This window comes from Daejeonella sp. AP26 (assembly GCF_056680515.1).
Genome location: NZ_CM155286.1, coordinates 2389165 through 2410027 on the forward strand (window position 1 = coordinate 2389165; position 20863 = coordinate 2410027).

A 20863-nucleotide genomic window follows, 5' to 3' on the forward strand; every position below is an offset into this window, starting at 1 on the left:
ATGAACGCATTTGAAATAGTCGGCGGCAAGCCATTAAAAGGTGAGATCATTCCGCAAGGCGCAAAAAACGAAGCCTTACAAGTGATTGCGGCGGTACTTCTTACCAAAGAAAAAGTAACGATCAGCAATATTCCAGATATTAAGGATGTAAATAAGCTCATCGAACTGATCAGCGATCTGGGTGTTGAAGTTGAGCGCCTTGAAAAAGACACTTACACTTTCAAAGCCAAAGATATTAACCTGGACTTCTTCAGATCAGATACTTTTAAAGCTAAAGGCGGAAGTTTACGCGGATCGATTATGATCGTGGGTCCACTTCTTGGCAGATATGGAAAGGCTGCTATCCCTAAACCTGGTGGCGATAAGATCGGCCGACGCAGGCTCGATACTCACTTTTTAGGTTTCGAGAAACTGGGAGCAAGATTTGATTATGACAAAAAAACCAACTTCTTCAATGTTGACGCCAGCAATTTGCAGGGAGCTTACATTTTACTTGATGAAGCCTCTGTAACCGGCACCGCTAACGTGGTTATGGCCGCCGTACTAGCCAAGGGCACAACTACTATTTATAACGCTGCCTGTGAGCCTTATTTACAGCAGCTTTGTAAAATGCTTAACCGCATGGGTGCAAAGATCTCGGGTATCGGTTCAAATCTGCTGACAATAGAAGGCGTTAAAGAACTTGGAGGAACCGAACATCGCCTCTTGCCTGACATGATCGAGATCGGCTCTTTCATCGGACTGGCTGCAATGACCGAATCGGAGATCACCATCAAAGATGTTCAGTTTAATGAACTGGGCATTATACCTGATGTTTTCCGTCGTCTCGGAATCAAGTTCGAGTTACGCGGTGACGATATCTATATTCCATCTCAAAAACACTACGAAATCGACACCTTCATCGATGGTTCAATTCTGACACTGGCTGATGCGCCGTGGCCTGGTTTCACACCCGATCTACTAAGTATTATGCTGGTAGTTGCGACGCAAGCTAAAGGCAATGTGCTGATTCACCAGAAGATGTTTGAAAGTCGCTTATTTTTTGTTGACAAGCTGATTGATATGGGAGCTCAGATCATCCTGTGCGATCCGCACCGGGCTACTGTTATCGGGCTGGACAAGAAGGTAAAGCTTAAAGGCATTGAAATGACCTCACCGGATATCCGGGCTGGAGTATCGCTGCTTATTGCAGCTCTCTCAGCCAGCGGCACATCGGTTATTCACAATATTGAACAGATTGAACGAGGCTACCAGGATATTGACATTCGTCTGAGAGCTTTGGGAGCTGATATTCGCAGGGTTACTGCGAGTGCGCCCACCCATTAACATATTGTATAAGCCTTGCATTTGCAAGGCTTTTTTGTGTAGTTTTAGTTGACCAACTCCAAAGCTACATGTCGTTTTACAAACGAAATCGTAAAGAATTCTCAGTTATACTGCTGTTCACATGTCTTAAATTAACGCTTCATTTTTTAGCCAACAGCAACTTCGGCTTTCACCGCGATGAGTTTCTTTACATGGCGCTCGGAGAACATTTAGATTGGGGCTATCAGGAAGTTCCTCCTTTCATCGCGGGTGTCTCATGGTTGTCAACTAACGTTTTCGGGGATAGTGTGTTCGCTGTCCGTGTCATCTCTACTTTATTTGGTGCGTTAATCGTATTTCTTACCGGGTTAACCGTTCTTGAATTAAATGGGAAACGCCTGGGGATAGTTATAGCCTGTCTCGCGATGATCGTTTCTCCTGCTTTTCTGGCTTCAGGCTACCTTTTGCAGCCAGTAGTTATCGATCAATTTTTCTGGATAATGGCAGGTTATCTGCTGATCAGGTATATCAAGACTTATAGAAATCAGTACCTATATGCTTTGGGTTTCACGGCCGGTTTGGGAATGCTTAATAAATATACGATGGCATTCTACATACTTGCCCTAGTTGTAGCTCTGTTGCTAGGTTTTGTTAAATAGGGCATGGCTAGGGGCCGCAGGAATAGCATTTCTCATATTTCTTCCAAACTTATTGTGGCAGATAAACAGAGATTTTCCGGTTCTCAAACACATGAATGAACTCAGGGATACCCAGTTAAACTTTATCAATCCTATCGATTTTGTCCTGCAGCAGCTCCTTGTGCATGCTACAGCCTCCATCATCTGGATTACCGGATTTGTCTATCTGTTTATTTCAAGGCCGTTAAAACGATTCCGGTTCTTAGCTTGGGGATATCTCGTTGTAATTGTCCTACTAATCGCATTACAGGGTAAATCATATTACAGCTTTGGTGCCTACCCCGTATTGTTTGCTGTAGGTGGTATCGCGGTTAGCAGAATACTTTCGCGGCTACAGAATCCTTTAAAATATGCAGCAATAAGTCTCATCCTGTTACCCTGCATTATCTTTCTTCCGATCGCTATACCAATTCTTCCTTTTGGAGCAACTCTTAAATTCTTCGAGTTCATGTCAGATGAAATGAAACTTACATTTCCACTGAAATGGGAAGATCAGCAACTACATGCGACTACGCAGGATTATGCGGACATGCTCGGATGGGAGGAATTAAGCGTCGAAGTATCGAAAACGTACCGAATGATACCGGAGAACGAACGCCAGCGTACCACCATTTTTGCAAACAATTACGGGCAGGCGGGAGCGCTTGATCACTATCGCAGAAAGTATGCTTTTCCCGCAACGATCTGTTTAAGCAGCAGCTATGCTTTATGGGCACCGGAGAGGATCAATACGCGGCACTTGATTTACATTGATGATGAATATCCGGATGATCTCGAACCAGCCTTCAAGAAAGTACGTAAGATCTCAGAGATTAAAAATCCCTATGCCAGGGAAAAAGGAACGTCAGTATATCTGTTGTCTTATCCCATCGAGAGCATTCTACCCATTTATCAGCAACATCGCCTTGAAGCATTAAATTGAACTGTATAAGATCTTTGATGACTAAATCACCGTATCTGAAATATAACATGAAGACTATAGCCTGCCTGATTACCTTGCTCGTTTCGTTAACTGGCAATAGCATACTGGGATTCCCCGTCATGGCTAATGGTTTAAAGTCTAACCAGGTTGATCATTCAGAATGGGATCTGCTGCTTAAAAAGAACGTTTCTGACAAGGGAAAAGTTAATTATACAGGATTCAAATCGGATGCTAAGAAGCTGGATGCTTATTTAAGATACCTTGGCAAAATTCCAATTAAACGCTATCCGAAAAAAGAGCAACTGGCTTACTGGATAAACGCATATAACGCATTCACAGTCGATATGGTTGTAAGAAATTACCCGGTAAGATCCATTAAGGATATTCGAAATGCCAGATCCCCGTTCGCTAAATTAGCTGGCAGTAGTCAGGTTTGGATAGAGAAGCTTCGTTATTCTTTTGATCGTGAGGAACTATCTTTATACAATATTGAGAACACCAAGCTTCTTAAAGAACTATTTGATCCGCGTATACATTTTGTGATCAACTGCGCTTCCTACTCCTGCCCCCGTTTATGGAACAGAGCTTACACAGCTGAAAATATTACCCAGACGATGGATCTGATGGCAATGGAGTTTATAAACGACCCAAAGAAAAATATAATCAGTGCTGATAGTCTGCGGCTATCTCAAATTTTTGAATGGTATTCAAGCGACTTCACTCTGAGCGGCTCTTTGGTTGATTATCTGAATAAATATTCGAAGATTAAGATTAACGGCGGTGCAAAGCTTAATTTTATAGATTATAACTGGAATCTGAATGAGTAGATTGGAGAGTTATGCTTCATAAATCTCGATCTCCCAACATCGTATATTTGAAATACATGCTATGCATATAGTTATAATAGGAAACGGCATAACCGGTATTACCTGCGCGATTAATCTCCGCCGAATGCACATCTCTGCAGAAATCACTGTAGTCTCGGGAGAATCAAAATACTTTTTCTCACGTACTGCTCTGATGTATATCTACATGGGTCATATGAAGTACGAGCATACCAAACCGTATGAGGACTGGTTTTGGGAAAAGAACCGCATAGACTTGGTTCAGGCAACTGTAAAAGATCTAAATATTGATTTTAAGGTTATATCCCTTGACGATGGCCGCACCCTACATTACGATAAACTTATTATTGCATCGGGATCTGCACCTAATAAGTTGGGCTGGAAGGGGGAAAACTTAAAAGGTGTCCAGGGACTGTATTCCTTGAGAGATTTGGAGGATATGGAGTTTAACACCGCCTATATTTCCGAAGCCGTGATTGTCGGCGGTGGCCTGATTGGTATTGAGATGGCTGAAATGCTTTTAAGCCGCCAGATCAAAGTACACTTTATGGTCAGGGAAAATTATTACTGGTCAAACGTTTTACCCGTGGAAGAAGCAAAATTTGTCAGCAATCATATTCGTGAACATCACATAAACCTACTCCTTCAAACTGAACTTCAAGAGATCAGAGCCGATGAGAATGGAAGTGTTAAAAGTGTGATAACGCTTGCGGGCGATGAAATTCCCTGTCAGTTCGTTGGCTTAACTGCTGGAGTTACACCTAATGTAGGTTTCCTGGCTAATACCGGAATTCAGTTGAACCGTGGAGTATTGGTGAACGAATTCTTAGAAACAAACATCCCTGATATTTATGCAGCCGGTGATTGTGCCGAGTTTAACGATCCGCAACCTAATCATCCCGCGGTAGAACAACTTTGGTACACCGGTAAGATGCAGGCAGAAACATTAGCTAAAACGCTTTGTGGAAAACGTACGGCTTACCAACGAGGAATCTGGTTTAACTCCGCCAAATTTCTCGATATCGAATACCAGACTTATGGATTAATGCTCCCGGAGCTGAATGAACATCAGGATAGTTTCTTTTGGGAACATCCGAATGGCAGGGCAGCTTTCAGAGCAACTTATAACAGGCACGACCGGACTATTGTTGGATTTAATTTCTTGGGGATTCGTTTCAGACAGGCGATAGCAGAAGAATGGATTCGCAATAAAAAACCGGTTGACCAATGTATTAGGGAGTTGAAAACTGGCTGGTTCCAAACTGAACTCTCAAAACCTCTTTATAAAGATATTTTAAATGCTTTTTTAGCATGTACTGATTTTAAACCGATTGCTGTTAACTAACAAATATGTCAGAGTACAAATCATTGTCGATAGCTGATCCTGGTGAGAGTCATCCTTTCCAAAAGCTGGGATCTACCTTAGCTGCCCTCGGTCTGTTGTCGTTCCTGGTTGCTTCATTCGGTATGGGCAGCCGATTCCCGGTCAGTTTCTTTTTACTGACCACCAGTCTGTTAACTTTAGGGGGAATAATTTATTCACTCCCCTATTTCAAAGCCATACCAGGAATTAAAAACAATGGGATTATGCAAAACGGCCTGACCAATCGCGGCGCAGTGGCATGGGGTACGGCGATTTTTATCACCGGTTTCTATATCATCCTATATTGGTTTCCATATTTATTAGAGGGATTAATTAGAATGTCGGATCCGCTTAGCTTTCTATTAAGAGGGAAAGAGTCGAACCAGTGGTTTATGTACAGCATGTTCTATACGCTGGCCATTTTAATTATGGGAGTGAAATTTATTGGCAAATATCGACATAGCCGGTATCAGATCGTTCGAACCATTTCTGTGATGTTTTTTCAGCTTGGATTTGCTTTCCTTCTCCCAGCCTTTTTAGAAAAGCTCAATCAGCCTGAGTTCTACTTTTCGTACTTCTGGCCATTAAAGTATTCATACCTGTTTCCAAATGATGTGGGCTCACTTATTTCTTCGGGAAATCTCGGCATCTTCATGGTGTTTTGGGGTGCCTTAATGACCTTCATAGCCACCCCTATCTTAACTTTCAAATATGGAAAACGATGGTACTGTTCCTGGGTATGCGGTTGTGGTGGACTGGCGGAAACCGCAGGAGATCCTTATCGGCACTTGTCAAATAAATCTTTGAAAGCCTGGAAAGTTGAACGCTGGCTAATTTATCCGATACTCATATTGATTACAATTACAACAGCCGTACTCTGGATAAACTCCTTTAAAGAAGGTGAATTGCTCGGTGGCATTTCCGGGACGCTGGCTGGGTGGTACGGTTTCTTTATTGGCTCAATCTTCTCCGGCGTCATTGGAACCGGCTTCTATCCTATCATGGGACCGCGGGTATGGTGCCGGTTCGGTTGCCCGATGGCTGCTATTCTGGGAATTATTCAGCGTTTTAAGTCACGGTTCCGCATTACCACTAATGGGGGTCAGTGCATTTCCTGTGGTAATTGCTCCACTTACTGTGAAATGGGGATTGACGTACGGGCTTATGCTCAAAAAGGAGAAAATGTGATCCGCGCTTCATGTGTAGGTTGTGGCATTTGCGCAACAGTGTGCCCCCGGGGAGTATTAAAGTTGGAAAACTTAACTGAGAATGGACGGTTTGATAAGTATGTCCGTCCAGAGGACAAGGAGATCTAAACCTTATGACTATGCACTTTGCACCAAGTGATGCTTTCTTAGAGAAGCCGCCCATTCTAACAGCTTTGCATAAATGTTATGTTCTGATACCGGCGTTCAACGAGAGCAAATCGATCGGCAGCGTTATTCGTGACATTCCCAAAGACCTGGTAACGGAGATTATCGTTATAGATAACGGATCCACCGATAACACGAGCCTGCTTGCTAAAAGTGCGGGCGCGACCGTCATAAATGAGCCTCGCAAGGGTTATGGCTACGCTTGCCTCAAAGGCATAGAATATATAAAAGCAGAATTGACTAACGATGACCTCATTGTTTTCCTGGATGGTGATTATTCCGACTTTCCAAAAGAAATGGAATTGCTCATCAACCCGATACTCGATAACATATCGGACCTGGTTATAGGTGCCAGATTAAGTCAGCAACGTGAGGACGGGTCGATGCTTCCACAGCAAGTATTCGGCAACTGGCTTGCAACCCGTCTGATCAAACTTTTTTACAACGTTCAATTTTCTGATCTCGGACCTTTCCGCGCAATCCGCTGGAGCGCTTTGAATAACATCGATATGCAGGATAAGACCTATGGCTGGACCGTAGAAATGCAGGTAAAAGCAGCGAAGCTAAACCTGCGCTGTACCGAAGTACCGGTTAGCTACCGGAAGCGGATCGGGGTTAGCAAGGTTTCCGGAACTGTAAAGGGAACGGTACTTGCAGGCTATAAGATCCTACTCACCATTTTCCGAAACTTATAGCTTAGCCGGCAATTATGTGGGAGATCATCGTACTCATATTCTATTTTCTGTCCATCTTTTTTATCGTAGTCTTTGGGATCGGACAGCTTTCTCTTCTGATCCTTTTTTTGCGCAACAAAGGTAAAACACATAAGCCTTCACCTCCGCTTGATCTTCCGTTCATCACCGTACAGCTACCAGTGTACAACGAACGATACGTGATCAAACGTCTCTTAAGATCTGTGGCTATGCTTGATTATCCCAGAGAAAAAATGGAGATTCAGATCCTGGACGACTCCACCGACGAAACACGCGATATTTGCATAGAAGAAGTGATCAAGCTAACCGGACGTGGCTTTAATATTAAACATTTGCGCCGGGAAAATCGTCAGGGTTATAAAGCAGGAGCGCTGCAGCGGGGTCTTATCGAGAGCAGCGGTGAATTCCTGGTTATATTTGATGCAGACTTTGAACCGCATCCCGACTTTCTGATTAAAACTCTCCCCTACTTTACGAATGAAAAGATAGGGCTCGTTCAAACTCGATGGGGTCACATAAACGCATCGCAATCATGGCTCACCCGGGTGCAGGAGCTAGGTCTTAATGGCCATTTTATCATTGATCAGCAAGGGCGCGACAAGGCAGGTTTATTCATTAATTTTAACGGGACAGCAGGCATCTGGCGAAAAATCTGTATTGTTGATGCCGGGGGCTGGCAGTTTGACACACTGACTGAAGACCTTGACTTAAGCTATCGTGCACAGATGCGCGGGTGGAAGCTGAATTATTGTCCGGACATAATAACTCCTGCTGAACTCCCCTTTCTACTTAACTCGGTGAAGACACAACAATTCCGGTGGATCAAAGGGGGGATTGAAACGTCAAAAAAGCTCCTGGGGAATCTGTGGAAATGCAAAGTTTCTTTACCCGTAAAAATATTCGGTTCCTTCCATCTCCTAAGCAATTATGTGTATGTATTCATTTTAATGAGTAGCATTTTCAGTGTTCCGGCAATGTTCATTAAGAACCTGTCACCAGAATTCAATCTCTATTTCAAGCTGAACTCGCTTTTCTTCTCAATCTTTATGATCAACTTCATCTATTGCTTTGTTACCGTGTGGGTGGAAAAGAAGACGTTTGTGAACTCCATCAAAGAAACATATCAAGTATTCCCAATGGCTATACTTGTTTCATTAGGCTTATCCTATCATAACTCTACAGCAATTCTGCAGGGCGTGGTCGGTAAGAAAACATCCTTTGTTCGAACCCCTAAATTCAAGGCAGGAGACGGAAAGCAAATAATTAATAGCAGCTATAACCTGCAAAAAAGTGCTTTCCGGGAACTTCCTGAGATCTTCCTTTTCGTATACTTCGCCTTTGCCGTTGCAGCGGGAGTTTATTTCAGGGATATCGGGTTCATAGCCTATCACCTGATGATGTTATCTGGTTTCGGGGTTATCTTGTATTTTTCTTATATGGAACGTCTGCAACCATTAAGGCGTGTAAGCAAAAACAGCGACAGACCTAAATCCATCGCTGTTGAGCTTTATCCGGTTAAAAATTAGAACGCTATGCTGAAAGCGCACTGATAATATCGTACTGGGTAATTATTTCAATTTTGCCTTCTGTATCTTCAACTAATACAGCTGAGTTGTCTTTATTTATCATCGCTGAAATCTTATCGACTGAAGTATTTAAGTCAACAAAAGGAAAAGTTGGCGTCATGATAGCCTTCACACTGCTTGATTTGGTCGACGGATTTTCCATTACGGCATCAAGTATGTCACTTTCGGTTATTTTACCAATTATCATTCCCTGCTGCGTAACTGGTATTTGAGAAATATTCAGCGTTTTTATTGTATTAATCGCTTCCAGAACAGTTTTCTCGCAATCAATAGTTACAATTTCATGGTTTGCACGGTTAGCCAATATTGTACTGGCAGTAAGTTTTTCGTCAGTTAAAAACCCCCTCTCACGCAGCCAATCTTCGTTAAACATTTTACCCATGTAGCGGGAACCATGATCAGGAAAGATAATAACAACAACATCACTTTCATTAAGCTCATGTTTCAACTGCAACAAGCCCGCGACCGCGGCGCCCGTCGAATTTCCGGCGAATATTCCTTCTTTCAGCGTAATGTCACGAGTCATCAGAGCAGCATCTTTGTCTGTAACTTTTTCAAAACGATCAATCACATTGAAATCAACGTTTGCAGGTAGAAAATCTTCACCAATACCTTCAGTGATATAGGGATAGATCTCATTCTTATCAAACTCACCCGTTTCTTTGTATTTCTTAAAAACAGAGCCATAAGTATCAATCCCCCATACCTTGATGTTCGGATTCTTTTCCTTGAGATATCTTCCCGTGCCGGAGATTGTCCCGCCGGTACCTACACCAACCACCAGATGAGTGATCTTTCCTTCCGTCTGTTCCCAAATCTCGGGACCTGTCTGCTGATAGTGTGCTTCAGAATTGGATAGATTATCATACTGATTGGGCTTCCAGGAATTAGGAACCTCCTTTTCCAGTCGGCTTGAAACAGAATAGTAAGATCTTGGATCTTCAGGGTCAACGTTTGTCGGACAAACAATTACCTCGGCACCAAAAGCCCGCAATGCGTCAACCTTCTCCTTCGATTGCTTATCGGTGGTCGTAAAAATACATTTATAGCCCTTTATTACAGCAGCCATAGCCAGGCCCATCCCTGTGTTGCCGGAAGTACCTTCAATAATAGTTCCTCCAGGCTTAAGTTTGCCCGATCTCTCCGCATCTTCTATCATTTTGACCGCCATACGATCTTTGATGGAATTGCCAGGATTAGTGGTCTCTATCTTTGCCAGAACCGTTGCTTTAATGTCCCTGGTAATGTTATTTAATTTAACCATCGGTGTGTTACCAATGGTTTCCAAAATATTATTGTACCACATAGTTGAGGTGTGAGATTTGAGCATGAGGTGTTAAAAATTCAAAATTACTAATTTCAGATTGGGTGCAAGATATACTTATGTACTTGTTATATCATATCTAATGTCCAAAACCTCATATCTAACTAGAATTTCAAATGTTTAACAGTTAGCCCGTTGTTGATTAATTGTCTTAATGATTCAATACCCACCCTAAGGTGAGTTTCTACAAACTTCTCTGTTACTTTCGAATCGCTTTCTGCGGTTTTCACGCCTTCCGGAATCATTGGCTGATCTGAGACAAGTAATAAAGCACCTGTAGGAATTTTATTCGCAAAACCCGTTGTGAAAATGGTGGCGGTTTCCATGTCAACAGCCATAGCTCTTAAGCTATTCAGATATTTTTTGAATTTCTTGTCGTGTTCCCAAACGCGTCGGTTGGTAGTGTAAACCGTACCAGTCCAATAATCGCTTGCAAGGTCGCGAATGGTTGTTGAGATTGCTTTCTGCAATGCAAACGCAGGTAAAGCGGGTACCTCAGGCGGAAAGTAGTCATTGGAGGTTCCTTCACCCCTGATCGCAGCAATAGGAAGAATTAAATCACCAATCTTATTTTTACGTTTCAGCCCTCCGCATTTACCCAAGAATAATACTGCTTTCGGTTTAATTGCGCTTAACAAGTCCATCATGGTAGCAGCCATCGGACTACCCATTCCAAAATTAATAATTGTGATGCCGTCAGCGCTTACACTTTGCATCGGCTTATTAAGACCCATAATTGGAGCATCTTCGTGCCACTCAGAAAAAAGCGTTAAATACCCAGAAAAATTAGTCAGCAAAATAAAGCCTGTAAAATCACTCAACGGGCGACCAGTGTAACGCGGAAGCCAATTATTGACAATATCTTCTTTGTTCTTCAATCCTTTCTTAACCGCAGTATTGACTTCTTTTACTTTCTTGGATTGCTTAACGATTTCAGGATCTTGCTTAACCTCTTTTTCTTCATTCATACTTATATATATTTTCTAAGATCAATTTTGAGTAGTAATGGTAAGATAGCAATTTAGATCTACCCTCCTGAACAATTCGATAAACCCTTTTTTTCAAACTATTTACTGAATAAAAAACCCCGGCTTTTTTTTCCGGGGCTCTTACTATGCTACTTTTAGTTTCTTTATATCCGACTTCTCAAATTTATCGCGGGCATAATCGAGCGTAATAAATAGTTCCTTCGTGGTCTTTCCTGAGGGCGTTTCATACATCGCATCTATCATAATTGCTTCGCAAATAGATCGCAGTCCACGAGCTCCCAACATAAATTCCATTGCTTTGTCAACAATGAATTCCAGAACTTCATCATCAAAAGTCAGTTTTACACTTTCATACTCAAAAAGCTTTTGATACTGCTTGATAAGCGAATTTTTAGGCTCTGTTAAAATGCTTAATAAAGTTTCCCGGTCTAATGGATTTAAGTGCGTGATAACCGGCAACCGACCAATTAACTCTGGTATCAAGCCAAAAGCTTTCAAATCCTGTGGCGTGATATACTTATATAAGTTTTTCAGATCTACCTCTCCATCGTTGGTATCAAACTTATAGCCAACAGTTTGTGTTCTTAAACGATTAGCTATCTTCTTTTCAATACCATCAAAAGCACCACCTGCTATAAAAAGGATATTGCTGGTGTTAACGGCAATCATTTTTTGATCCGGATGCTTACGACCACCTTGCGGTGGTACATTCACCATCGTACCTTCCAGGATTTTCAATAAAGCCTGTTGCACGCCTTCGCCTGAAACATCGCGTGTGATTGACGGATTATCACTCTTTCGGGCTATCTTGTCAACTTCATCAATATAGACGATTCCACGCTCAGCTGTTGCCACATCATAATCCGCAGCCTGGAGTAAACGGGTCAAAATGCTTTCCACATCTTCACCTACATAGCCAGCTTCAGTTAACACGGTAGCATCACAGATACAAAAAGGAACATTCAGGACCTTAGCGATAGTTTTAGCCAGTAAGGTTTTACCCGTTCCGGTTTCTCCCACCATGATGATGTTCGACTTCTCTATTTCAACTTCGTCCTTCTCTATCTTCTGCCCTAGCCGTTTATAGTGATTGTAAACTGCAACTGACAGTACTTTTTTTGCCTGATCCTGACCAATTACATATTGATCAAGGTGAGTTTTTATCTCAACGGGCTTTAATAAAGTAACGGTAGAATCAGTTTTATTCTTACGAACGTTAAGCTCTTCGGCCAAAATCTGGTTCGCCTGGGCGACGCATTTATCACAAATGTGCGCGTCGAGTCCGGCGATCAGCATCAGGGTATCCTGCTTGCCCGAACCGCAAAATGAACATTTTATGTCTTTGTTATTTTTACTCATTATTTTTTCTCTGCGGTGCTGGAAAGCACTTCATCAATCATACCATACTCTTTAGCCTCGTGAGATTTCATCCAGTAATCACGATCTGAAGCCTTCTCCACCCACTCATAGCTCTGACCAGAGTGGTTAGATATGATGTCATATAATTCTTTCTTCAGTTTCAACATTTCTCGAAGGTTGATTTCCATATCGGAAGCCACACCCTGCGCACCACCTGAAGGCTGATGAATCATCACTCTCGAATGCGGTAAAGCAGCTCTTTTTCCTTTTGCACCTGCGCACAACAATACAGCAGCCATAGAAGCGGCCATACCGGTACAGATGGTAGCAACGTCAGGAGTAATATACTGCATGGTGTCATAGATACCTAAACCGGCATATACTGAACCGCCCGGAGAGTTAATATAGATCTGGATATCACGTTTATTATCAGCGGATTGCAAAAAAAGCAATTGTGCCTGGATAATATTAGCGATTCCTTCTCCAACTGCGTCACCTAAGAATATGATACGGTCCATCATCAAACGTGAGAATACGTCCATCTGAGCAACATTTAGCTGGCGCTCTTCAATAATGTAGGGAGTCATCGAAGTCGGCAGCGACGCATTGTTTACCCGTCCAATAAAACTATCTACATGCTGACTGCCTATGCGATGATGCTTTACAGCATATTTGCGGAATTCGTTTCTATCTATGTTCATTGTTTCTTGCTTGTATTTATAGGTTTAAATTTCTTTTTTTAATCTGAAACCTCTTCACTTTTCGGGCAATTTAACCAATTATACAGGAAATAAAATCCAAAAATTGTAAGATTTACACCTTCAACTTCTGGCCTTCCGCAATACGCCTATTGAAGACCTATCCTAATTCGTTAAACTCTTTAAAACCAATCTCTTTCTCTTGAAGAGTTACAACAGTTTTCAAATGCTCGAATACGTTTTTCGCTTTTACTTCCTCAAAAATGCGGTTTGCATTCTCTTTCTCCTGCAAGAACTGAACGGTATACTGGCCTAACTGCTCCTCTGAAACAGGTTGCGGGCTATACATCCGGAACTGTGCGTCTAAGCGGGCTTTTGCAGCCTGAAAAACTTCTTCGTATTTGATCTCTATTTTGTTATCCTTGATAACCTTATTTTCGATAAGCGTCCATCTCAGGTTGCGAGCAAAATCATCATATCCTTTCTCTAATTCGTCATCAGTGAGTTTTTCGTTAGTTGCTTTCAACCAGCGTCTTAAAAACTCATCAGGTAATGGCATATTGACTTTATTTAAGCTGAACTCAAAAATGTCCTTTTGCAATCTCTGATCAGAATTTTGAACCATCATCGATTCCAATTCGTCAGTGATCTTCGCCCTGAATTCTTCTTCATCTTTTACAACATCAGCTCCAAAAAGCTTATCATAAAACTCCTGGTTTAAATCTCCTTCTTCTAAACGATTGATGTTACTAACCGTTAAGTTAAAAGACGATTTCAAATCAGCTGCATCCTCTTCACTGATATTCAATGCTTTTGCAACTAAAGCTGAATCATTATTGAAAGCCTTCTGAATATCGAAAACTACTTGATCTTCCCTTTTTAAACCGATAAGAGACTTTCTGATTTCGTCATCTTTTACCTGGTCTAAACGGACAGTCGCTTTATTACTAATCCCATCTTCAAAAATAGAACCATCTGCCGAAAGCTGTTTTAATTCTGCATAAAGTACGTCATCATCTGCCGATACGTCAGGATTAGTCATTTTGCCATAGCTCTTACGCAAGTTAGTGATCCTTGATGCAAGAGTTTCATCGTCAACTTTAATTTTATAGCGAGTCAGTGAATCACTGGCGGAAAAATCAAGTTGGAAGTCCGGAGCTAGTCCTAACTCATACATGAATTCAAATTCGTCGCTGTAATCCCAATTGAATTCCTTAGAGTCATTGAGCTTTGGCAACGGCTGACCTAGTACTTCGAGGTTATTCTCCTTGATATAATTTGTCAGCGTATCATTCAACATAGTATTGATCTCATCAACAAGAATGCTTTTGCCATACATCTTCTTGATATGGGAAGCAGGTACCATCCCGGGACGAAAGCCTGGAAGTTTGGCTTTCTTTGCCTGGTCTTTAATCGCTTTCTCTACACGTGTCTTGTAGTCTTCAGGGTTGATTTTAACCGTAACCACCGAGTTCAGGTTATCAATTTTGTCCTGTGTGATGTTCATTTTCTGAGTTTTATGTCGTTTGTATTTATACAAAAATTCCCCGGTTTTTGTAGCCGGGGAATTGATTTACTGTGCGGATGGAGGGACTCGAACCCACACGCCGTGAAGCGCCAGATCCTAAGTCTGGTGCGGCTACCAATTACGCCACATCCGCATATTTAGGATTATTTAAGGTCGGCAAAACTAACCTTTTTCTCTATTAATGCCAAATGTTATTTAGTATTAATTCAAAGAAATAAAATATCAGCGCTTTACCATCCATCAGCAACTAGTGACTAATTATATATTAGAGTCAGCAGAGTTAGCTTTATAATTCGCAACGACAGTCCGGGCCGAATCAAAGTCTGCTTCAGCCACTAGTACCCTTACAGCTCCCGTCCCCAACTCAGTGACTTCAAATGGAAACACCGACCCCACTTCATTAAGCAGGTAGCCGGTTATTCCTTCGTTTTCTAATAATGATTTAACCATTTCAGCTTCCCAGCTGCTCCCGTTAAAAATTTCCACCGGTTCTTTCTCAATTGCCATAGTATCTGTTTAAATTGTATGTATCAATAACCCATCTGTGTACATAAGGTTTGAAGATAAACTGGTGTCTGCAAGAGCCGGCTACCATACCAGGAAAACATCTCTCCGTCTACAATAATTACTTCAGCGTCCGGCACCATTTCTTTAAATTCCATAAGATGCTTATCCTTAAACGGATATGGCTCTGAAGAAAGGAATATCAGATCAGGGGCTGCCTCTTCTATCTCTTGTGCGTTCAGAGTCGGGTAACGTGTTTTCTTTATGGCATTTACCCATCCCGCACGCGCAATTATATCATTAATAAAAGTTTGAGCTCCTGGTGCCATATAAGGATCTTTCCATATGAAATACGCTACCCTCTTACCGGCAGCGCAACTAATATTCGCAAAACCACCGGCAATCTGCGCTGCAATTTCATTGGCCTTTGCCTCCTTCCCTGTCAGCATGCCAATGGCACTGATCATTTTTAGGGCATCATCTAAATTTTCGATATCACTCATCCAAACCGGTAAATCAGCCATCAAAAGCTCAATCTGCTCCTGGCTGTTCTCTTCTTTATTACCAATAATAAGATCCGGCTTCAACCTGCGAATTAAGTCCAAATCCAGTTTCTTGGTGCCGCCTACCTTAGCTTTACTCTTAAACCATGCGTTCGGATGAACACAAAACTTTGTGATCCCAATAACTTCATCCGCCAATCCCAGGTCAAACAACAGTTCGGTTTGAGAAGGCACCAGCGAGATAATACGTTGGGGAGCTGATGGAACTGAAACCTGCCGGTTCATCTGATCGGTTACTGTGACGTTTTGCATACTTTTACAAAACTAATCCAAAATTGCGAATGCCCCGAAAGCTTGTTTACCTGCTTTTAGCTTTATCATTTATAGGATACCTTGTAACAGGGTTTTACCTCGAACGTGAAAATTTCCCATTGCTGACAATTTCGTACAGCAGCTTATTCATCATCTATTTCTTTCTCCTTCAGTACAAAGATCAGATAAGTCTCCGTAACGGTATTATAGCAGGCTTAGCCTTTCGCGTTTGCCTCCTGTTCTCCTTCCCGGTTCTATCTGACGACGTATTCCGATTTTTATGGGATGGACGGTTGCAGCAGCTGGCAATCAACCCCTTTGATTTTACACCCAGTCAAATCATCACACTGAATACCGACAGGCTTTTAAACGATCTCTACCCTCAGCTTAATTCTCCTGATTATTACAGTGTCTATCCGCAATTGCTTCAATACCTGTTTCTACTGGCAACAAAACTGGGCGGCCAAAATCTGATGGCGGGAGCCATCATCCTGAAAACAATTATCATTCTCTTTGAATGCGGAAGTGTATGGTTACTTATCAGGCTGTTAGAATTAAAACATCTGGATAAGCGGAATGCATTTATCTATCTCTTCAATCCACTGGTGATCATTGAATTGACAGGAAACATCCATTTTGAAGCGTTGATGATATTCTTTGTACTGTTAACCTCATGGCTATTATTAAAAAAACAATCCTCGGCTGCAGCAGCGGCTCTCAGTTTGGCTGTTCAGGCTAAATTGCTACCACTAATTGCAATTCCTTTGCTCCTAAAAAGAGTGGGACTTTGGAGAACCGTTTTATTGGGCGTCTTATGCGTCTTCTTAATTGTAATCAGCAGCCCTCTACTGTGGGGTGAAACAAGAAGAGTTTTCAATATCCTGAGCAGTCTGCAATTGTACTATGGCAAATTTGAATTTAACGGAAGTATTTATTCGCTACTGCGGGGCATAGGCTGGTGGCTGCTTGGCTATAATACCATCTTTTGGGTAAGTAAAATATTGATGATGGTTACAATCGTCGCCTTTATATATATCTATCGACGAAACTATGACTTCTTGAAGGGTTTTTTTTGGCTGATGATTGCCTATTTACTCTGTTCAGCAATTGTTCACCCCTGGTATCTGGCTGTATTGGTCGCTCTGACTCCGTTTCTGCAATTTCGTTTTGCGTTGGTATGGACAGCCCTTATCCCTTTAACGTATATTACGTATGCAGCCCAGCCTTATGAACAGAATTATGCACTTATCGCCGTGGAATATACCGTGATGGGAGGCTACCTGATCTACGAAATAAAAAAGAAATCAAAGCTGCTATGGAGGCAGGACCCGATTATTAAGGCAGGTTTAATTCGATAGTCATCGTATTGTTCAATGCTTAACTCTTTTTAACGACGGATTATTCTGCATAAAATTCCTGCAACGCACCAAAATAGCTGTCATTCCATCCTTCAACTATATCGTCATAGTCCTGATCCGGGATATTAGTATGACGTAACTCAACGGAAGTACCGTTTTTATCAGGATGAAGTGTAATCGTTACAATGGAATCTTCCGGCTGATCACCAAAGTGCCATTTCTGAACGATCTTCTTGTTCTCAACAAACTCAATATTTCTCCCGGTTATGCTGTCGTCCCACAACGAGAACTCTGATCCTTCTTCAGTGCTCATCACCGCTTCATAGCCTGTCCACAGATGAAGTGTCAGGGGATTCGTTAAAGCCAGGTAGATTTCTTCCGGGGATGCGGAGATATGATAATATTTCTTGAAATCTTTCATAATTAATTTCTTGGGCCTAATCCTCAAAGCTAAAATTTTATTCAGCTTAATAAGCTGCACACCTTTTAAATTGAACAAATTGCTCGGTCAAAGGATAAGCGCCCTTCATATAAATAACACAGACCCGTGAGCTATTGTTACGATCCAGTTATTAAAACTGTTAGGGCTGTCGCATCCCGATATTTTTTACCAGCCACGGCGTCTGAGTAAACCTAATTGATCGGGCAGCCAAAGCCGCTGGTTGTTAGAACACCAGCTGCAGTACCGGACTTATAAACCGCAGAAACCGAATTATTAATACTGAAGTTCCCGTTTACAACTAATTTATAAAAACTCTTCTGGCTTTTATTGGTGCCTTGTTGAAACATCACAATGGGCTTTGAAATACTGTTTATATCAGAGATGGTGTTAATTTCAGGGTTGAAATTTTTCCAGGTAACACCGTCCGGACTTGTCGAGCCGATGATAATCTGTCCCATATTAGCGCAGCTTCCCAATGTGATCCCCCAGGAAACAAGGTCTTGGGTCGTTCCGCTGCCGGGTACTCCATCGCCGGGATTGGGGTTTGTTACCGACCAGATCCAGGTGTAAGTTTTATTTTTATTAAGGATCTTATTTTCGAGTTTAACAATATATAACGGTTTTGATGCATCAGATTTCGGGGAATTATCTACCCACATCACGCTTGATTGCTCGAATTCAGGCTCTTTTTCACAACCTGAGAGTAGGGTAATAAATACGATGGAAGCTAAGAAAACGTTGAGAAGCGCTTTGGAGTTCATATATGCTGGTAATTATTCACCAGATTTCTCCGGCTACTTGCCTTACCTTAGCCAAACATCATACCCGCTATAAAAAGATCATAGAAAACCAGCTAAGGAGCAAATCTTGCCAACCTACCAAAACCCTAAATATCCCACCAAACATGATCCGGATAATGCGTCGCAATGATTACAGGTTCGCCAATCAACGGGGTTGTCAATTTAACTTCGCTATCGCGTGATGCTTGGTAAGCCCTCCTCACAGGCTCATTCCATAAATGATTAGCTAACGCAAACTTGCCCCAGTGCACCGGCATCAAGACATCAGCCTGCAGATCAATGCTGGCCTGAACGGTTTCCTCAGGCATCATGTGAATCAGAGGCCAGGAAGTATTGTACTGACCGCATTCTAAAATGGCCAGGTCAATCGGACCAAACCTGTTTCCTATCTCCCTGAAGTGATCACCATACCCCGAATCACCGCCAAGGAAAATCCGATGACCGAAGAGCTGAAGGACGAATGACGACCATAACGAACCACCCCTCTTAATCCCCCGGCCCGAAAAGTGCCTTGCAGGTGTTGCTGTCAGCTTTATGTTTTCCGAAATAGTAATTTCCTGCCACCAATCCAATTCATGTATCAGCTTTTCTTTACCAACATAACGTCTTATCGTACTTTCCACGCCCAAACTGGTGTAGAAAACTTTTGAATTTAATTTCTTAATAGTTGCCTTATCCAAATGGTCGTAATGATCATGAGTGATCATTACAAAATCAATCTCCGGCAAGTCTTCCAGACTAAAGATATCACTGCCCGGGAAAGCTTTAATCATAAACGGAAAGGGAGATGCATGACCGCTGAACACGGGATCAACAAGAATATTTACCCCACGGCAATGAATAAAATATGACGAATGACCAAACCAGATAACCACCGGCAAATCCGAATTTAATGTCTTCAAATCAGTTTTAACAGACGGAATTATTCCTGAAGGCCGGATACCTGACGGCCGTCTCAGCATGTCCTTCAGCACCTTTAAATACGATACTTCCGGAGACATTACCGGAGTGTCTACCAGATTATGAAATGAGCCATTGCTGTAGTTTGGCGAATTTGTTACCCTGCTTTTCTGTGCCATATTTCCGAGATGATCTAATGATATATATAAACCATTTGTATTGAACCATGTAAAATTAAGGCTTTAATTCATTCCCTGATAGCTCGGTGCAACAAACGATGCCCCAGGTATCGAACATTTATAGAAAATAGACGACAGGTTGTTCCACCCCCACGGGATCGCAAGTAAAACAATTCTGATTCGATAAACCTGCTATCTCTTCAGGATAGACCAGCTGATTTAGGGTGGCGTTACCGCACTGATAGGCGATGCCGCAGCCTGCGTAGGGATCAACCTGAAGAGCACTCTGTATAGCTTCCACCGGTGAAATTTCAACTAATATATGAGCAATATTTATTAGCTTTAGTTAGACACCTAAGCTTATGAGACTTTTTCCAATCAAAGTTTTTATTCTTGTTGTACCTGTATTTATGATATCAGCGTGCTCGAGCACAAAAAGCAAGCTGAGCAAAGAAGTATCGTTGTACAAACCTGATTCACAAGCGCTATATGATACAATTACCAAGCTCGACAGCGTTTTTTTCCAGGCCTATAATACCTGCGATTTGGATAAGCAAGCTGTCTTTTATTCTGACAGCCTCGAATTTTACCATGATAAAGCAGGACTCTCTACTTCCAAAACAGAAATGTTGGAAGCAGCCAAGACCAATGTTTGCGGTAAAGTAACGCGCGAACTTATCGAAGGCAGCATAGAAGTCTATCCTATTAAAGACTTTGGAGCAGTTGAAATCGGATATCATAGATTCCATAACAAAAACGATCAGCCGGGCACGACTTCTGAACCTGGTAAATTCATTATTATCTGGAAGCAGACTGGCGATAAGTGGCAGATCAGCAGGGTGGTTAGTTTACACTGACGCAGTTTATTATAATACCCAAGAAAACTCCATCCGTGAATAGGTTATCTATCCCACCACATAGAAGCTGCGGAATAGTTCTAATCTTCCGGTATAGCTTAGTGTAATTCATCAGGCTACAGACACCTCAACTTCTCCTAAACTAAGACTCAAATCTGATGCAAAAATGAGTGCTTTTACGGTTCAGGATAACAGGGTGTTAACAGGGTGATAACAGCATCATAACAGGGTGCTGACCATATCCTTAAATAGTGAGCATATTGTGAATACATAGGTAGTACCCTTGGTGTATTTATTTATCTTAA

At 41.9% G+C, this 20863-nt stretch carries 20 protein-coding genes and 1 tRNA gene; 10 read left to right on the forward strand and 11 right to left on the reverse strand.

Annotation, left to right across the window (positions count from 1 at the left end):
* The 8 genes from murA (at position 1) to AC1MCB_RS10335 (ending at position 8745) form a co-directional block, all read left to right on the forward strand.
* A complete protein-coding gene (gene murA / locus AC1MCB_RS10300; RefSeq protein WP_479968668.1) occupies positions 1-1326 on the forward strand; it encodes a UDP-N-acetylglucosamine 1-carboxyvinyltransferase in 1326 nt (441 codons plus the stop codon).
* A 68-nt stretch (positions 1327-1394) separates the two neighbouring features.
* On the forward strand, positions 1395-1964 hold the full coding sequence (locus AC1MCB_RS10305; RefSeq protein WP_479968669.1) for a glycosyltransferase family 39 protein: 570 nt from the start codon (positions 1395-1397) through the stop codon (positions 1962-1964).
* Positions 1965-2055: 91 nt separating this feature from the next.
* Positions 2056-2925 (forward strand): hypothetical protein, encoded by an 870-nt coding sequence (locus AC1MCB_RS10310; RefSeq protein WP_479968670.1) that lies wholly within the window; start codon positions 2056-2058, stop codon positions 2923-2925.
* A gap of 17 nt (positions 2926-2942) precedes the next feature.
* The gene (locus AC1MCB_RS10315; RefSeq protein ID WP_479968671.1) at positions 2943-3752 is read left to right on the forward strand and encodes a DUF547 domain-containing protein; all 810 of its coding nucleotides are present in this window, start codon (positions 2943-2945) and stop codon (positions 3750-3752) included.
* A 61-nt stretch (positions 3753-3813) separates the two neighbouring features.
* Positions 3814-5115, forward strand: a complete 1302-nt coding sequence (locus AC1MCB_RS10320) for an NAD(P)/FAD-dependent oxidoreductase (protein WP_479968672.1) — start codon at positions 3814-3816, stop codon at positions 5113-5115.
* Between the two features lie 5 nt (positions 5116-5120).
* Entirely contained in the window at positions 5121-6449 is a 1329-nt protein-coding gene (locus AC1MCB_RS10325; RefSeq protein WP_479968673.1) for a 4Fe-4S binding protein, read from the forward strand.
* An 11-nt stretch (positions 6450-6460) separates the two neighbouring features.
* Positions 6461-7201 (forward strand): glycosyltransferase family 2 protein, encoded by a 741-nt coding sequence (locus AC1MCB_RS10330; RefSeq protein WP_479968674.1) that lies wholly within the window; start codon positions 6461-6463, stop codon positions 7199-7201.
* Positions 7202-7215: 14 nt separating this feature from the next.
* A complete protein-coding gene (locus AC1MCB_RS10335; protein ID WP_479968675.1) occupies positions 7216-8745 on the forward strand; it encodes a cellulose synthase family protein in 1530 nt (509 codons plus the stop codon).
* Positions 8746-8749: 4 nt separating this feature from the next.
* Here the strand turns inward: AC1MCB_RS10335 and AC1MCB_RS10340 are convergent, their stop codons facing one another.
* The 8 genes from AC1MCB_RS10340 to AC1MCB_RS10375 all read right to left on the reverse strand — a co-directional run bounded on the left by AC1MCB_RS10340 (position 8750) and on the right by AC1MCB_RS10375 (position 16022).
* A complete protein-coding gene (locus AC1MCB_RS10340) occupies positions 8750-10111 on the reverse strand; it encodes a pyridoxal-phosphate dependent enzyme (protein ID WP_479968730.1) in 1362 nt (453 codons plus the stop codon).
* A 122-nt stretch (positions 10112-10233) separates the two neighbouring features.
* Positions 10234-11097, reverse strand: a complete 864-nt coding sequence (locus AC1MCB_RS10345) for an AMP nucleosidase (RefSeq protein ID WP_479968676.1) — start codon at positions 11095-11097, stop codon at positions 10234-10236.
* Between the two features lie 144 nt (positions 11098-11241).
* Positions 11242-12477 (reverse strand): ATP-dependent Clp protease ATP-binding subunit ClpX, encoded by a 1236-nt coding sequence (gene clpX, locus AC1MCB_RS10350; protein ID WP_479968677.1) that lies wholly within the window; start codon positions 12475-12477, stop codon positions 11242-11244.
* The gene (gene clpP, locus AC1MCB_RS10355; protein WP_479968678.1) at positions 12477-13178 is read right to left on the reverse strand and encodes an ATP-dependent Clp endopeptidase proteolytic subunit ClpP; all 702 of its coding nucleotides are present in this window, start codon (positions 13176-13178) and stop codon (positions 12477-12479) included. Before clpP ends, clpX begins: the two co-directional genes overlap by 1 nt.
* Positions 13179-13335: 157 nt before the next feature.
* Complete coding sequence (tig, locus tag AC1MCB_RS10360; RefSeq protein WP_479968679.1) at positions 13336-14682, reverse strand: trigger factor; 1347 nt, start codon at positions 14680-14682, stop codon at positions 13336-13338.
* Positions 14683-14754: 72 nt separating this feature from the next.
* A tRNA-Leu gene (locus AC1MCB_RS10365) sits at positions 14755-14836 on the reverse strand.
* A 125-nt stretch (positions 14837-14961) separates the two neighbouring features.
* On the reverse strand, positions 14962-15210 hold the full coding sequence (locus tag AC1MCB_RS10370) for a putative signal transducing protein (RefSeq protein ID WP_479968680.1): 249 nt from the start codon (positions 15208-15210) through the stop codon (positions 14962-14964).
* 23 nt (positions 15211-15233) lie between these two features.
* The gene (locus AC1MCB_RS10375; RefSeq protein ID WP_479968681.1) at positions 15234-16022 is read right to left on the reverse strand and encodes a helical backbone metal receptor; all 789 of its coding nucleotides are present in this window, start codon (positions 16020-16022) and stop codon (positions 15234-15236) included.
* Between the two features lie 29 nt (positions 16023-16051).
* Between AC1MCB_RS10375 and AC1MCB_RS10380 the strand changes: the two genes are divergently transcribed.
* The gene (locus tag AC1MCB_RS10380; protein WP_479968682.1) at positions 16052-17380 is read left to right on the forward strand and encodes an MptA/MptB family glycosyltransferase; all 1329 of its coding nucleotides are present in this window, start codon (positions 16052-16054) and stop codon (positions 17378-17380) included.
* 40 nt (positions 17381-17420) lie between these two features.
* On the opposite strand, the gene AC1MCB_RS10385 is transcribed toward AC1MCB_RS10380, so the two are convergent.
* From AC1MCB_RS10385 to AC1MCB_RS10395, 3 genes are all read right to left on the reverse strand, one after another.
* Positions 17421-17801, reverse strand: a complete 381-nt coding sequence (locus AC1MCB_RS10385; protein WP_479968683.1) for an SRPBCC domain-containing protein — start codon at positions 17799-17801, stop codon at positions 17421-17423.
* 212 nt (positions 17802-18013) lie between these two features.
* Positions 18014-18583 carry a hypothetical protein gene (locus AC1MCB_RS10390; protein WP_479968684.1) on the reverse strand — a complete coding sequence of 190 codons (570 nt, stop codon included), beginning with the start codon at positions 18581-18583 and terminating at the stop codon, positions 18014-18016.
* Between the two features lie 125 nt (positions 18584-18708).
* Complete coding sequence (locus AC1MCB_RS10395; protein WP_479968685.1) at positions 18709-19701, reverse strand: MBL fold metallo-hydrolase; 993 nt, start codon at positions 19699-19701, stop codon at positions 18709-18711.
* Positions 19702-20063: 362 nt separating this feature from the next.
* Between AC1MCB_RS10395 and AC1MCB_RS10400 the strand changes: the two genes are divergently transcribed.
* Entirely contained in the window at positions 20064-20558 is a 495-nt protein-coding gene (locus tag AC1MCB_RS10400; protein ID WP_479968686.1) for a nuclear transport factor 2 family protein, read from the forward strand.
* The last annotated feature ends 305 nt before the right edge of the window (positions 20559-20863 follow it).